This is a genomic window from Roseburia sp. AF02-12 (assembly GCF_003461765.1).
GTDB lineage: Bacteria > Bacillota > Clostridia > Lachnospirales > Lachnospiraceae > Roseburia_C > Roseburia_C amylophila.
The window spans coordinates 84,585-101,072 of the sequence record NZ_QTXS01000002.1; the positions used below are offsets into that span (position 1 = coordinate 84,585).

Consider the following 16,488-nt stretch of genomic DNA (forward strand, 5'->3'; position numbering starts at 1 on the left):
TATGAAGAACAGACACTATGGAAATGCTTGGAAAAATACCATTATTCTCCTGCAGTTACTGTTTTCTGTCCTGCTGCTGATGTCCGTTTTTATGGTAGCGGCATTAAACGGAAAACACATGATAGACATGGATAATCTGACGAATCAGAGCTACGTGGATTCCAGTTACTACGGCTATGTCTATGAGCAGAAGGTAACGGAACTGACTAATTTCTTAATGACCCGGAAGAATTTTGAAACGAACGGGGAATACGATTCAGAGAAACAGGTCAATGTTATCAAATACGCAAGAAGCGGCATTATCCGTAACGATACAGAAGAAAGCTATACCATGACGCTGGTGAGGAATGGTGCTTCGGCATATTGGATGTATGATGACGGCAGTATCTCCGGCACAGAAGAATATGACGGGGAAAATGACAAGGCACAGTTTGAAAATTATACCTTAAGTGACCTGGTGGCATGGTCGAAGGAAGGATATGTGCAGTATGCCGATAAAATCGAGGAAAAATACCTGCCACAGGGCGGTGTTTCCATTGCCCAGGGCATACAGGAGGGAAGGCTTACGGAAGAGGAAGGCCAGGAGCTGTATCAGGCACTGGCAAAGACTTTGGACCGTATCGGACAGGAAGAAACTGCCTACCGGAAAGCGCTGAATGAATTTGATGATTCTGAGACGAATTTATCTTATGTCTTTATTGAAAATGAGCAGGTTATCTACACAAATATGTTAGAGGATACGGAAGAAGATATTACCTCTTATGTATTTGGAGACAAAGCGCATAACCTTTTAGATTACGGAAAAGAAAAGGGAAGTTATCTCTACTGTAATGATAAGGATTTGAAATTCCGCAGCAATGTAAAAGGAATGGAAGATTATTATTACAAATACATCGACGGAACCATGTCCGGCATTGGAAATAATGCAGTCTTTCTGGTAGCGGTAGATACCACATTTCCAAATGAAGATGGCTTTACAAAAGCAAAATCAGAATTTATGACCCTGCATCCCTGGGGCATGATTTCGATTGTTACCATTGTGGTAAGCCTTTTAGGCTGGATTGTAACACTGGTTTATCTTACCCTTGCAGCAGGACGAAATAATAAGGATGATAAGATTCATTTAAACTGGATTGACCATATTAAGACGGAATTTTTCTTTTTGATATTTATTGTATTTTCTGTGCTGATATTGGTTTTAAGCTTTTCTGCGGCGTCCTATGAGTGGGATATTCCGGGAATGCTTGTGGTAGTAGGAGTGATTTCCTTTATCTATGACGGCGTGTTCCAGATTTTCTATACCAGTGTTATAAGGCGTATGAAGGCCGGAATTTTCTGGGAATACAGCTTTACGAACTGGGTATATGTCAGCACATTGCGGGTGCTTGGAACATGGAAAGCATCGGTGCGTGTCATTGTAACTTTTGTATTTAATGCGTTGTTGTTCCTGTTTTTTGCATATAGTTTCTTCGCACGAAGACATATCTCAGGCGGGATTCTTCTGGCACTGCAGATTATCATTATCGGGATAATGTATTTAAGGGATGTGGTACAGAAACAGGAAATCATGAAAGGCATCCGGCAGATTACCGAAGGAGATTTGTCTTATAAGATTCCGCTGGAACATCTGCACAGCGACAGCAGAAAGCTGGCAGAGGCAGTAAACAGCATTGGAGACAGCCTGCATCTTGTGGTGGAAGAGAATACCAAAAACGAACGTATGAAGGCAGACTTAATCACCAATGTATCCCATGATATCAAGACACCGCTGACTTCTATTTTGAATTATGTAAACCTTATGAAAATGGAGAAGCCGGAAAGTGAGCGGATGCAGAATTATCTGAATGTACTGGAAGAAAAATCCCAGCGGTTAAGGCAGCTTACAGAAGATCTGGTAGAGGCATCACGAATCAGCTCCGGAAATATTACACTTCAGATGACAAGAATTAATTTTGTGGAACTGATTTACCAGACTGCAGGTGAATTTAATGAGAAATTCGAAGCCAAGGATTTGACCACGATTACAAAGCTGCCGAAGGAATCCGTTGTCATTATGGCAGACGGCAGACGAATCTGGCGTGTGGTAGAGAACCTTTATAACAATGTGGCAAAATATGCCATGGCACATACCAGAGTCTATGTGACCATGGAGACATCGGAGCAGAAGGTAATCTTCTCTATTAAAAATATTTCCGAGCAGCCACTGCATGGAAGTGCGGCAGAGCTGACGGAGCGTTTTGCAAGAGGAGACGAATCCAGAACCACGGAAGGAAGCGGACTGGGACTTTCCATTGCCCAGAATCTTACCACGATTATGGGCGGAACCTTTGAAGTAACTCTGGACGGTGATTTATTCTCTGTTACCATTACCTTTCCACTGGCATAATAAGGAACCTTGCAAACCGTGGGGAATCCTTGAAAAGGGTTGATTTTTAACAGACGTTTCTTTATAATAACGAATTAGAAAAAGAGTATCGGCGGTGGCTTTTTCCCCGCCGATTTCTTCCTATATAGGAAGAGGTATAAAATAGTAATCAGTTCAGAAAACAGGAGGAAACATTCATGAAGTTACATGAGACAGGGGCATATCTCGTAAACGGATGTACCGTAGTAGAAGACAATAGCGAAGCATCCGCAGCTATTGCATCCATGACAGGCACTGCGGTAAGCAAAGAAGAAGCAGCAAAAAATACCATTGCATACGGTATTTTAAAGGACCACAACACATCTGGCAGCATGGAGAAACTGAAAATCAAATTTGATAAGCTGACTTCCCATGACATTACATATGTTGGAATTATCCAGACAGCCAGAGCATCCGGACTGGAAAAGTTTCCAATTCCTTATGTACTGACCAACTGTCATAACAGCCTTTGTGCAGTCGGTGGAACTATCAACGAAGATGACCACATGTTTGGACTGACCTGTGCAAAGAAATACGGCGGAATCTATGTACCACCTCATCAGGCAGTTATTCACCAGTTTGCCCGTGAAATGCTTGCAGGTGGCGGAAAAATGATTCTTGGTTCTGATTCCCATACCCGTTACGGAGCACTGGGAACCATGGCAATGGGCGAAGGTGGACCGGAGCTTGTAAAACAGCTTTTAGAGCAGACTTATGATATCAATATGCCGGGCGTTGTAGCCGTATATTTAACCGGAGAACCGGTAAAAGGCGTTGGACCGCAGGATATCGCACTGGCAATCATCGGTGAAGTATTTGCCAATGGCTATGTAAAGAATAAAGTAATGGAATTCGTAGGACCTGGTGTTGCAAACTTAAGCGTAGATTACCGTATCGGCGTAGACGTAATGACCACAGAGACTACCTGTCTTTCCTCTATCTGGGCAACTGATGAGAAAGTGAAAGAATTCTATGACATTCACGGAAGAGTAGAAGAATACAAAGAATTAAATCCGGGACAGGTTACTTACTATGATGGCATGATTGAAATTGACTTAAGCACCATTCGTCCAATGATTGCAATGCCATTCCACCCAAGCAATACCTATACCATTGAAGAACTGAATGCAAACCTTATGGACATCTTGGATGACTGCGAGAAGAAAGCACAGGTAAGCTTCAATGGAGCAGTAGACTTAAATCTTAAGGATAAAGTCCGCAATGGAAAACTATATGTAGACCAGGGAATCATCGCAGGCTGTGCCGGTGGTGGATTTGAAAATATCTGTGATGCAGCAGACATCTTAGCGGGAAGCAGCATCGGACCGGATGAATTTACCTTAAGCGTATATCCGGCAAGTACCCCGATTTACATGGAACTGGTGAAAAACGGAGCTGTAGCAAAATTAATGGAGACAGGAGCAATCGTTAAGACTGCATTCTGCGGACCATGTTTCGGCGCAGGAGATACACCTGCTAACAATGCATTCTCCATCCGTCACTCTACCAGAAACTTCCCGAATCGTGAAGGTTCCAAGGTACAGAACGGCCAGATTGCATCCGTAGCATTGATGGATGCCCGTTCTATTGCAGCAACCGCAGCAAACAAGGGATATTTAACCGCAGCAACTGATGTGGATGTAAACTTCAGCAAGCCGAAATATTTCTTTGATAAGACCATATATGAGAACCGTGTCTTTGACAGCCATGGTGTAGCAGATCCATCCGTAGAAATCCAGATGGGACCAAACATTAAAGACTGGCCGAAGATGGTAGCATTAACCGATAACCTCATCTTAAAGGTAGTATCCGAGATTCATGATCCGGTAACTACAACCGATGAGCTGATTCCTTCCGGAGAGACATCTTCTTATCGTTCTAATCCGCTGGGACTGGCAGAGTTCACACTTTCCAGAAAAGACCCTGCATACGTTGGACGTGCCAAAGAAGTACAGAAGGCAGAAGCAGCAAGAGAAGCAGGCGAAGAACCATACGCAGTGCTGCCGGAATTAAAGGCAGCTGTAGATGCAATCCGTACACAGTTCCCGGATATCAATGAAGAGAATACCGGAATCGGAAGTACCATTTTTGCAGTAAAACCAGGCGACGGTTCTGCCCGTGAGCAGGCAGCATCCTGCCAGAAAGTATTAGGCGGCTGGGCAAACATTGCCAACGAATATGCAACCAAGCGTTATCGTTCCAACCTGATTAACTGGGGTATGCTTCCATTTATCATCAAAGAAGGAGAACTGCCATTTGCCAACGGAGACTATCTCTTTGTACCGGAAATCCGCAAAGCAGTAGAAGAGAAAGCTCCGGAAGTAAAAGCGTATGCCGTAAAAGGCGGACAGTTAACCGAGTTCTCATTAACTTTGGGTGACCTTACTGATGAGGAGAGAGAGATTATCCGTAAAGGATGCCTCATTAACTATAACCGGAAATAAAATTCCGGAAAAATAAGGAGAACGGAATGGAAGAAGATAAGAAAAAGAGCGAGAAAACAGAACATGGGATGCGCTGGTACATCAGCCTTGCAGTGCTGGTATTTGTACTGTTCTGCTGCTGCACAATGTTTTTCTTTATGATATACCGGTACAATGGTGTCTCAAAGGGCTGGGACACTATAATGAGGGTATTACAGCCGATTACCTTCGGACTTGTGATTGCATACCTCATTAATCCAATTATGAAATTCTTTGAAAAGCATTTGCTGCATTTCTTAGAACCAAGAGTGCAGAAAGAGAAGAAGTGCAAGAAGATTGCAAGAAGTATTGCAACCGGTGGAGCCGTAGTTGTCTTTGTATTAATTGTAATCCTGCTATTTGCCATGATGATTCCGCAGTTAATCAGCAGTATTTCTGGAATGGTAAATTCCCTGCCAAAGCAGGTGGATTCATTTATTGACTGGTTCAATGGACTGACAAATTCAGATAATGAAATCATACAGTCCTTAGAAACGAACATGATGGATATGGTAACGTACCTTGAAAACTGGGTAAAGGAGTCTTTCCTGCCAAACATCCAGACCTACATTACATCTATTACCAGTGGTGTAATCAATATGGTAAAGGTACTGATGAATGCAATCATCGGACTTATCGTATCCGTTTATGTGCTGATGACGAAGGAGAAATTTATCGGTCAGTCCAAAAAGATTGTATATGCCATTTTCAAACCGGTGCGGGGCAATGTAATTATTGACACCTTCCGGAAGAGTAATGAAATATTCGGTGGATTTATTTCCGGTAAATTATTGGATTCCGCCATTATCGGCGTATTGTGTTATATCTGTCTTCTGATTATGAAGATGCCATATACCCTGCTGGTTTCCGTATTTGTGGGACTGACTAATATTATTCCGTTCTTTGGCCCTTTTATCGGAGCAATACCGAGCGTTATTATCATCGCACTGGCAGATCCGATTAAGGGAATCTATTTCCTGATATTTATATTTATTTTGCAGCAGGTAGATGGAAATATTATCGGACCGAAGATTTTAGGAGATTCCACCGGACTGAATTCCTTCTGGGTGGTATTTGCCATCATGGTAGGCGGCGGACTCTTTGGAATCGGCGGAATGATTCTTGGTGTTCCGACCTTCGCAGTCATCTATTATATTATTGATAAGACCGTGGATTACTGTCTGCGGAAGCGAAAGCTGCCGGAGGATACGGACGAATATATCCGCCTGGAAAAAGTCGATGAAAAGACCAATGAAATCGTACTTTTGGAGGAACCGGTAGAGGAAGCCTCTGAGAAAAAGGAACTTCATATTCCATCCATAAAGAAAAAAGAGAAAAAGTAAATTCTGGTAAAGAAATAAATAATCCGGAGAATCATAGCAGATAAAAGGTTATGATTCTTCGGATTTTTTACTTTATAGGAAATTGCTTTCCTGTAAAGTAAAAAACGCTCCGCAAGGCTGAGCACTGCGGCGTATAAGGTAGATGTCGCAAGCGACCGCCGCAGGCGCGAGAATGTGCAAGGCACATTCTTTTTTAAACATGAAAAAGTCCGTCGTGCCGGTTCGATTATTTTTGACAGAAGGCACCCCTTATGGTACACTTAAAACAATAATTGGGGTCAGTATACCCTGACGAAAAAAGATGAATTTAAGTTTACTTGAAATAGATATTGAGGTGACATATTTTGGATAAATATGAATACAAATTAAAACTAGATGAAATAAAAAATCTGATGGCGAAGAAGCAGTATACAGAAGCTGCTGAAATTGCTGACAGTATCAACTGGCGAAAGGTCCGTAATGTCAACGCACTGATGAAAGCCGGAGATATTTATGCACAGATTGGTCGTTATGATGAAGCAAAAGAGATTCTCCTGATGGCATATGACCGTTCTCCTATCGGACGAATGATTATCTATAAGCTGGCAGAGATTGCCATCAAAACGAAGGAATTTGATGAAGCACAGGAATATTATGATGAGTTTGTAGAGATTGCACCACATGATAATTTGAAATATATTCTCCGCTATGAGATGAATAAAGCAAAGGGTGCAGGTCTGGATGTCTTAATTCAGATTCTCGAAGAATTAAAGGAACAGGAATATACCGAGAAATGGGCATTTGAACTGGCATATTTATATCATCAGGCAGGACGCAGCGAAGAATGTATCAATGCCTGTGATGAACTGATTCTCTGGTTTGGCGATGGTCCATATGTAGAGAAAGCACTGGAATTAAAGATGCTTTATCAGCCATTAAACCGGGCACAGGAGGACAAGTACCGCCAGTTTAAACAGCGGAAGGACGGCATCGTGGAAGTGCGGCCGGAGGATTATCTGGAATCCGGTGAGATTATCAAGGAGCCGGTACAGATTAAACCGGTAACCACCAATGCAGAGAAATTTAATACGGTAAACCTGCAGGAAGAATTAGCCCGCAGCATGCAGCAGATTATGAATGCCACAGAGAAGGAAGAAGTGGCAGATACCATGCAGGGAATCAAGAAAATTGTAGAAGAGATTCCTTATTTACAGCTCCCACAGGATGAAGAAGCACAGAAAGAGCGTTTTGCGGATATCCCAACCGATGAAGAAATCGATGGCTCCCTGAAAATTAATTTCCAGGAGATGTTAGGCGAAGATTATGATGGTCAGATGCGTATGGTAGTCCCGGAGAAGAGTGCATTAGAAGCACAGATTACCGGACAGATGAGCATACAGGATATTTTAGAGGAGTGGGAGAAGACCAAGCGTGCCGCAGAGAAAGCATTACAGGAAGCGGAGCAGCAGAAGTTAGAATCTGCCAAGGCAAAGGCATTAGCAGAAGCCGGAGATATCATGGAGCGTCTTGCAGATGTAATTCCGCAGCTGGATGCAGGACTTACCTCCAAAGAATTATTAGAAAAAGAATACTTAGGCAAGCTGCCGGAGGAAGAAGCCGGACAGCTTGTTGCCAATATGAATGATATTTTGCAGCAGCAGATTGATTCCATCAGTCAGGCAAATGCGAAAATCGATGAATTCCTAGCTGCCGGTGTACCGGGACAGAACGGAGAGGCGGCTGCAGATGCAGCAGATGCGATGGAAATTCCGGAAGGAGAAGGTATTGCAGCTGCCGATGAAGAAGAGCCGGCTGGCACAGAAGAAATGACAGAACTTTCGCCGGAAGAAGAACTCCCAGAGATTGCACTGCCGGATGATATAGCAGAAGAAGTGGCAGCAACAGAATCAGAAGAAGTCTTACCGAAGATACAGTTAGAACCGGAAGCTGAGACAGAGGATGCAAAGCCGGAGGAGAAACTTCCGGAGATTGCAGAGCCGGATTCAGATGAGGATAACATCGGAGAGAGAAAACCGATTACCCATCTTTCCAAGGAGCAGAAAGCTATCTTTACTTATTTTGTTCCGGTATCCGGAATGGAGCCGCAGATTTGTCAGGCAATGGAAGGATCCATTGAACATTTAGAAAAGGGAATCAAAGGTGGCAACATCCTGATTCAGGGAGCAAGAGGAAGCGGTAAGACCGTACTTGCCACCGCACTGGTGAAGGCAATCCAGAATGAAATCGGAAAGCCGGGCAAGCGTGTCGGAAAGATAGATGCCGTTTCATTAAATCAGAAAAATATCCCGGAGCTTTTAAAGAAAGTTGCCGGTGGATGTCTTATTATAGAAAAAATCGGAGGAATCAGCCGGGAAACAGCCGTGAAATTATCACTGGCATTAGAAGCAGATGATACCGGAATTCTTGTAATCGCAGAAGATACCAGAGAGGGAATCACCAAAGCAATGGGAAGAGATGAGTCCTTTGCCAGACGATTTACCGAGAAGATTACGCTTCCGATATTTACCAGTGACGAGCTGGTATCCTTTGCAAAATCGTATGCCCACGAACTGACCTATGAAATAGATGAGATGGCGGTTCTTGCTCTATACAACAGAATTAGTAACATTCAACGCTTAGACAGAGCGACCACGCTGACCGAGGTGAAAGAAATCGTGGACGAAGCAATTGCCAATTCCGAGAAATTCAGCATTAAGAAAGTATTTTTCTCAAAGAAATACAAGGATGATGATTACGTCATTCTCCATGAAAAGGATTTCGAAGAATAGGAAAGAAAGAAACGAGGTGTAGTATAAATGGGGAACTTCACAGAACTGGACATGTATTTATTTGGCCAGGCAACACACTATGATATTTACAAGAAACTGGGAGCTCATCCGGCAGAGATAAGGAAGAAAAAGGGGATTCTTTTCGATGTCTGGGCACCACATGCTGCAGAAGTCTATGTCATTGGAACTTTTAATGACTGGAATGAGACAGTAAATCCAATGCAGCGTTTAGAGCCGACGGGAATTGGAATTTTTGAAGCATTTATTCCAAAGGCAGAGCTGGGAGACTTATACAAATATCTGATTATCACACCAGATGGCCGGAAATTGTATAAAGCAGATCCATATGCCAACTATGCAGAGGTACGTCCGGGAACAGCATCCCGTATTGCAGACATTGAGCATTTCAAATGGACTGACGATAAGTGGATGGACAAACGGAAACAGACAGAAGATGTCTATGCAGAGCCAATGGCAATTTATGAGGTACATCTGGGTTCCTGGATGCGCCATCCGGGAAGAGAAGATGAGGGATTCTATTCCTACCGTGAAATGGCAGAAGCACTGACAAAATATGTTAAAGGCATGGGATATTCCCATGTAGAATTAATGGGAATTTCCGAATATCCATACGATGGTTCCTGGGGCTATCAGGTAACCGGCTACTATGCACCAACTTCACGGTATGGAACGCCGGAGGATTTTGCTTATCTGGTAAACTACCTGCATAAGCATGGCATTGGCGTTATCTTAGACTGGGTACCGGCACATTTCCCGAAGGATGCTCACGGACTGGCTGATTTTGACGGCTGCCCTTTATATGAATATTCTGACCCACGGATGGGTGAACATCCGGAGTGGGGTACCAAGATTTTTGATTATGGCAAATCTGAAGTAAAGAACTTCTTAATCGGAAGTGCCTTAATGTGGATTGAACATTATCACATTGACGGACTCCGTGTAGATGCGGTGGCATCCATGTTATATCTTGACTATGGCAAGAAAGACGGACAGTGGATTGCCAATAAATATGGTGAGAACAAGAACTTAGAAGCCATCGAATTCTTCCGCCATATCAATACCTTAATCACCGGAAGAAATCACGGTACTGTCATGATTGCAGAGGAATCTACCGCCTGGCCGATGGTAACCGGACCGGCAGACAAGGGTGGATTGAATTTCACATACAAATGGAATATGGGATGGATGCATGATTTCCTGGATTATATGTCTTTAGACCCGTATTTCCGTAAAAATAATCATCACAAGATGACTTTCGCCATGAGCTATAACAGCTCTGAAAAATACATACTGGTGCTGTCTCATGATGAGGTTGTGCATCTGAAGAAATCCATGTGGGAGAAGATGCCAGGTGATGAGGAAGACAAGTTCCGCAATTTAAAGAGCGCATACTCCTTTATGATGGGACATCCGGGTAAGAAGCTTCTCTTTATGGGACAGGATTTCGGACAGCTTCGTGAATGGAGTGAAGAACGGGAATTAGACTGGTATCTTATGGAAGAACCACGTCACAGACAGATGAATGAATACTTCCGTGAACTGCTCCATATTTACCGCAAATATCCGGCAATGTATGAGCAGGATAGCGACTGGAACGGTTTCGAGTGGATTAATGCAGATGATGCAGACAGAAGCATCTACAGCTTTGTCCGCAAGAGCAAGAATGGCAAGAACTCACTTCTCTTTGTCTGTAACATGACTCCGGTAGCCAGAGATGATTACCGTGTGGGTGTACCGAAGAAAGGCACCTATCACCTTCTGCTGAACAGCAATGAAGAGCGTTTCGGCGGAACAGAAGCAGATAAGAGCAGACCGGCAAGCTATAAGGCGGTGAAGTCGGAATGTGATGGAAGAGAATATTCCATTTCCTATCCGCTGCCACCGTTTGGCGTCGCAGTATTCCGGGTAATGTAGGAAGCAAAGAATAATAAGAAAACAAAGCAGCACGTTAGCCAGGTTGGTTAACGTGCTTTTTTGACTTAAAAAACAAAAAAAACAAAAAGTGAAGCCCTAAATTATAAAAAGATAATAAATTTCATAAATAAATGATGAAAAATAGAGATTGTGAAAAATATTTTCCAGTTGTTTTCAGTGGCTTGTTTCTGCGGTTTAAGTGCCTTAAGATGAAGGTAAATAAAATACAGCAGAAAGGAGAAGAACGTGTATAATCATTTATTTCAGCCAATTTCTATTAATGGAATGATATTAAAAAATAGAATTGTGGCAACACCGACAGGTGATGATTTTGAAGAAAAAGCATTGGGCGGTGCAGCACTTGTAATTGCGGGACATGCAATAGTAGAACCGGGACGTTCCAGTTTTGCAAGTCCGGAAGAACCGTATCCATTTGCCAAGTATGAAAGAGAAGCCACCAGAAAGAAAGTGTTGAAGATTCACAAAGGCGGAGCGAAAGCTTCTATCGAAATCTTTCACGCAGGACAGGATGCAAGAACGGTGGATTATGCGAAAGGACCGTCTGGATTTATCCGCCCGGATGGAGTGGAAGTAAAGGAAATGGATGAAGCGTTGATGGAAGAAACGTTGCAGTGGTATGCCGAGACCGCAGCAAGTGCAAGAAAAATTGGTTTCGATTCCATTTTTCTTCACTTCGGACATGGCTGGCTTCCGGCACAGTTCCTTTCCCCACATTACAATCACCGGACAGATTCCTACGGCGGAAGCATCGAAAACCGCAGCCGTTTTCCACTTCGGATATTAGAAACCGTCCGGAAAGCAGTTGGAAAAGATTATCCGATTGATATGCGTGTCAGTGCCTATGAATGGATTGAAGATTCCATAAGCTTTGAGGATGTGATGTACTTCCTGAAGCAGGCAGAGCAGTATGTGGATACCGTTCAGATTTCATCTGGAATTGATAAAGTGTTTGAAGCAAATGTGCATTGCATCACAACCAATCTGGAAGAAGAAATGCCGAATCTCAAATGGGCAAAAATTGCAAAACAGGAGCTTAAGATTCCGGTTTCTGTGGTCAGCGCCGTTATGACGCCGGAAATGGCAGATGAAATTATTGCAAAGGGTTATGTGGATATGGTGGCATTTGGAAGAACACTTCTGGCTGATCCATACTGGCCGAAGAAAGCATTGGAGGGGCATCCGGAAGACATTGTTCCGTGTCTCAGATGCTCCAACTGTTATCACATTTCCACAGACCACTGGAATGTAGGCTGCTCCGTAAATCCAAGATATCATAATGAGGAATTTGTTCCATCGGGACTGGATTTGCCGGAAGTAAAAGAGAAAAAGCATGTGGTAATCGTTGGCGGAGGACCGGCAGGCATGAAAGCTGCTATGACAGCATATGACCGGGGACATCAGGTTACATTACTGGAAAAGGAAAGTGAACTGGGCGGCATGCTTCGTTTCATTGAAAAGGAAGCACACAAGGAAGAAATTAAGCGGCTGTTAAATTACTATCGGACTCAGATGGCAAAAAGAAAGATAGAGGTTCGTCTGAACACAGAAGCAACACCGGAGTCTATAAAAGAGCTTCAGCCGGATTCATTGATAGTTGCCCTTGGTGCCGTAGAGAGGATTCTTCCGATTCCGGGAATTGACGGTTCCAAGGTACAGCTTGCAACAAAAGCAATTGCATATCCGGAACAGCTAGGACAGGAGATAGTAATCCTCGGTGGAGGAAGTATTGGATGCGAGATAGGATTGGAACTTGCCGAGCAGGGAAAGAATGTTTCCATTCTGGAACTGACCGATACACTGGCAGCAAATGCCAACTCTTTATACCGGGAAGCATTACGTCAAAAGTTTTTGCAGTATGAGAATCTTCACAGCCTGTTAAAATGCGGTTGCAGCAGAATCGAAGAAGATGTTGTTGTTTATAAGGATGAAAAGGGAGAAGAGAAGAGTATTTCCTATGACAACCTGATTCTTTCTACCGGACTTTCGGCACAGAAAAAGCTTGTAGAAGCATTTTACGGAATTTGTAAAGATACCATAGCAATTGGGGACTGTATCAGTCCATCGAACATTATGAATGCAAATTTTGAAGGGTTTGCAGCAGGATTAAATATATAAGAAAAATGTGAATTACACAAAAGAAAGGGGTAATACGAATGAAAGACTACTCAGAATTAATTCAGGCGGTTATCGCCGGCGTGGGTGGCACAGATAATATTGAAAGTTGTATTCACTGTGCAACAAGACTCCGTTTTACATTAAAGGATGGAGCAAAATTTGATCAGGCTTCCTTAAAGAAAGTAAAAGGTGTACTGGGAACCTTAATCGGCTCCGGATATTATCAGGTATTAATCGGACCAAATGTAGGTGATGTTTATGCACAGCTTGCAGAAGTTCCGGCACTGAAATCCAAATTAAAAGCAGAAAATCCAGCAGAAGCTGTGGATGAAGGGAAGAAGAAAGTCGGACTTTTAGACAGATTTACAAAAATGATGTCCGATGTATATGCACCGTATATTCCGATTCTGGCAACCGGTGGTATCGCATCCGGATTAATTGGATTACTGGCAAACTTTGGCGTAGTAGACAGCACAGGTCTTACTTACCAGACCTTTTATTCTATTTTTTATTCGCTGATTTATTTCTTCCCGATTCTGTTGGCATTTACAGCAGGAAAGCATTTTAAATGTAATCCTTATGTAGCCGTAACACTGGGTGCATCCATTATGTATCCTGGCGTAGCAGACCTTCTGGTAACCGGTGAGAAAGCTTCCTTATTGGGAATTAACTTTACCGCATATAATTTCAGCGGTTCCTTTATCCCGATTTTACTGGCAATATTCTGCATGAGTTATTTTGAAAAATGGCTGAAAAAGATTTTGCCACAGGTAGTGCAGTTTATCCTTGTTCCATTCTTATGTTTGATTGTATTTGTTCCACTTAGCATTCTTGTATTTGGACCGCTGGGCGGACTTGTTGCAAACGGAATTAATGCCGTATACGGTGTAGTAAGCGCAAGCAAGATTCTTGTAGGCATTGTATTTGGTGGATTATTCTCCTTGGTAATCCTTCTTGGTATGCACTGGGCAGTTACTCCGATTCTCCTTGGAATTATGGCAGAGCAGGGCTTTGAGCCGGCGCTGGCAGCAGGTGGAATGGGTAACTACGCAGCACTTGGAATCTGCCTTGCAGTGGCAGTATTTGCAAAAAATGCAGGAGACAAGACAACTGCAGGTTCAGCAGCATTTACCAATGCACTTTGCGGTATTACAGAGCCTGGACTTTACGGTATCATTTTAAGAAGCAAATGGTTGCTTGGAACAATGATTGTTTCCGGTGCAGCAGCAGGATTAGTTCTTGGAATCGGCGGTGTTGCAGCAACAAACTTCTCCTTTTCAGGACTGCTTGCTTTCAGTGGCTGGTTTGGATGTGTCAATTTCCCAATGTACTGCGTAGGAATTATCGTATCCATTGTTTTGGGATTCGGAATTACAGCATTCCTGCTTAAGAGCGGTAAAGTAAAAGAATATGACTAGAATATAATTGATGCGGGGAACCCGCAAAGCATATTCCTGGTAATTTACAATATCTTCCCTTTTTTTCCGGTGGATTCTCTGCTAAAATAAATGTAAAATTATTTGGCAAAGGCTGCCGGAAGAAAGGGAAGTGCTATGATTATAGAAAAACTGATGAAGCAGGCAGACTTTACAGATGTTGAAAAAAGTATTGCGGCTTATTTGATGAAAAATGGGTTTGATGTAAAGAATATGTCCATTCAGTCCTTGGCACGTGCGACTTTTTCGTCGCCGTCTACTATTACAAGATTTTGTAGAAAGCTGGGACTGGATGGATATAAAAAATTTCAGATTCTGTTTTATTCAGAATATGAAGCATTTGCAAATCAGGGCGTAGTAGATGCAAACTATCCTTTTTCAGGGAATGACTCTTTTGAACAGATAGCAAGGAAACTTGCAAAATTAAATAAGGAGACTATAAGAAAAACAGTGTCTGGATTTGATTATAACCAGCTGCACCGCATTGTACAGCGGATGAGCAGAGCTGATATGATTAATGTTTTCAGTGTGGGTACATCTGCCACAGTAGCACTGGAATTTCAACAGAAAATGCTGCGTTTTGGTAAAATAGTAAACTTGACGATGAGTTCCTGTTTCCTGCCGGGCTATGCGCTGACAGCAACGGAGCACACCGTCAATCTTGCAATTTCCCAGTCTGGTGAAAACCGGGATGTGGTAGAAAGCTTAAAGCTTCTGAAAAAGAATAAACGGTACAGCGTAGGAATTACGGCAACTCCAGACAGCTCCGTGGCGAAAATGTGTCAGGAAGTCATCCTGGTGGACATCCAGGAGCAGGGCTCTTATGAAGAGAAAATAGATACGTTTGCGGTATATAGCGCATTCCATTTTATATTGGATTGCATGTTTTCATTTTTGTATCAGCTTGATTATGAAAGCAATGAAAAGGAGACAAAGGAAAAGGCGTATTTCATAAAAGAAAGCAAAGAGCAGTAGAAAGACGAGGATGTTGTCTATAGTTATGTAAACCAACCAGGCTTGGCAGCATAGAAGTGAAAAAAGAAAAGAAAGGCGGGAAATAGAGATGTTTTCCATTTTTAAAAATAAAGAAAATTCTGCAGAAGAGAACCAGACACCGGTTCTGAAAGCATATCTGTCGGGAAAAGTAATTCCGATTGAAGAAGTAAAGGATGAGGTATTTTCCTCAAAGGCGTTAGGTGATGGACTGGCAATTGAGCCGGAAGGAAATATTGTTACCGCTCCATGTGCCGCAACAGTATCTTTATTAATGGATGATTCCAGACATGCGGTTGGATTAACCTTATCAAACGGAGCAGAAGTCCTGATTCATGAAGGAATCGATACCGTAAATATGCAGGGCGATGGTTTCCGCTACTTTGTAAAACAGGGACAGAAAGTAAAAGCGGGAGACAAGCTCTTAGAATTTGACCCGGAGAAAATCAAAGCCCAGGGATATGAGAAAACCTGCATTCTGGTATTTACCAACGGAGATGAGTACCCGGATATGAAGCTTCATACCGGAATGGATGCAGTACAGAGCGAGACTGTAATCGTAGAATTTTAAGATTGGAAATTTGTAATTAAAAAACACAGAAACTTCACATATTATAATGTTAGGACTTGTACTTAGTTTTTCAACTTTAAGCGGATGCGGAAACAATACAGCAACCGACACGGAGGTTTCTACGGAGGCAGAGGAAAGCGATAACTTATATGGCGAGGTCAGTAGCGTCAGTGATGATTCCATTACGATAGAGGTTGGAACATACAGTTCCGATGACGGAACGCATACACTGAGCGGAGAAGAAAAGACCATAACCGTAACGGATGATACAACCATCAGCCGTCAGGGAATGGGTGGCGCACCGGGAAATGGCGAAGCACCGGAGAAGCCATCTCAGGAGATGAGCCTTTCGGATTTGTCAAAGCCGGAAGAGCTGTAAATCAAAAGTAATTTATAGAAAAATAGTAATAAAATAAAAAGTGTATGAAACCAGATAGTTC

General features: G+C 42.8%; 10 protein-coding genes. All 10 read left to right on the forward strand.

Features of this window, described 5'->3' with window-relative positions:
* Window position 1 precedes the first annotated feature (1 nt).
* The 10 genes from DV740_RS09930 to DV740_RS09975 all read left to right on the forward strand — a co-directional run bounded on the left by DV740_RS09930 (window position 2) and on the right by DV740_RS09975 (window position 16,427).
* Complete coding sequence (locus DV740_RS09930) at window positions 2–2,386, forward strand: sensor histidine kinase (RefSeq protein ID WP_118088002.1); 2,385 nt, start codon at window positions 2–4, stop codon at window positions 2,384–2,386.
* 176 nt (window positions 2,387–2,562) lie between these two features.
* Window positions 2,563–4,848, forward strand: coding sequence for a hydratase (locus DV740_RS09935; RefSeq protein WP_118088003.1), 2,286 nt, complete (start codon window positions 2,563–2,565; stop codon window positions 4,846–4,848).
* A gap of 26 nt (window positions 4,849–4,874) precedes the next feature.
* A complete protein-coding gene (locus DV740_RS09940) occupies window positions 4,875–6,209 on the forward strand; it encodes an AI-2E family transporter (RefSeq protein WP_118088004.1) in 1,335 nt (444 codons plus the stop codon).
* Between the two features lie 344 nt (window positions 6,210–6,553).
* Window positions 6,554–8,977: a tetratricopeptide repeat protein gene (locus DV740_RS09945; RefSeq protein WP_118088005.1), complete on the forward strand. Its 2,424-nt coding sequence runs from the start codon at window positions 6,554–6,556 to the stop codon at window positions 8,975–8,977.
* A 27-nt stretch (window positions 8,978–9,004) separates the two neighbouring features.
* A complete protein-coding gene (gene glgB / locus DV740_RS09950) occupies window positions 9,005–10,912 on the forward strand; it encodes a 1,4-alpha-glucan branching protein GlgB (protein WP_118088006.1) in 1,908 nt (635 codons plus the stop codon).
* A 246-nt stretch (window positions 10,913–11,158) separates the two neighbouring features.
* The gene (locus DV740_RS09955; protein ID WP_199534948.1) at window positions 11,159–13,048 is read left to right on the forward strand and encodes an oxidoreductase; all 1,890 of its coding nucleotides are present in this window, start codon (window positions 11,159–11,161) and stop codon (window positions 13,046–13,048) included.
* Between the two features lie 38 nt (window positions 13,049–13,086).
* Window positions 13,087–14,466, forward strand: coding sequence for a PTS transporter subunit EIIC (locus tag DV740_RS09960; RefSeq protein ID WP_118088007.1), 1,380 nt, complete (start codon window positions 13,087–13,089; stop codon window positions 14,464–14,466).
* Window positions 14,467–14,601: 135 nt separating this feature from the next.
* Window positions 14,602–15,459: a MurR/RpiR family transcriptional regulator gene (locus DV740_RS09965; protein ID WP_147342280.1), complete on the forward strand. Its 858-nt coding sequence runs from the start codon at window positions 14,602–14,604 to the stop codon at window positions 15,457–15,459.
* Window positions 15,460–15,547: 88 nt separating this feature from the next.
* Window positions 15,548–16,048 (forward strand): PTS sugar transporter subunit IIA, encoded by a 501-nt coding sequence (locus DV740_RS09970; protein WP_118088009.1) that lies wholly within the window; start codon window positions 15,548–15,550, stop codon window positions 16,046–16,048.
* Window positions 16,049–16,094: 46 nt separating this feature from the next.
* On the forward strand, window positions 16,095–16,427 hold the full coding sequence (locus DV740_RS09975; protein ID WP_118088010.1) for a hypothetical protein: 333 nt from the start codon (window positions 16,095–16,097) through the stop codon (window positions 16,425–16,427).
* Window positions 16,428–16,488 lie beyond the last annotated feature (61 nt).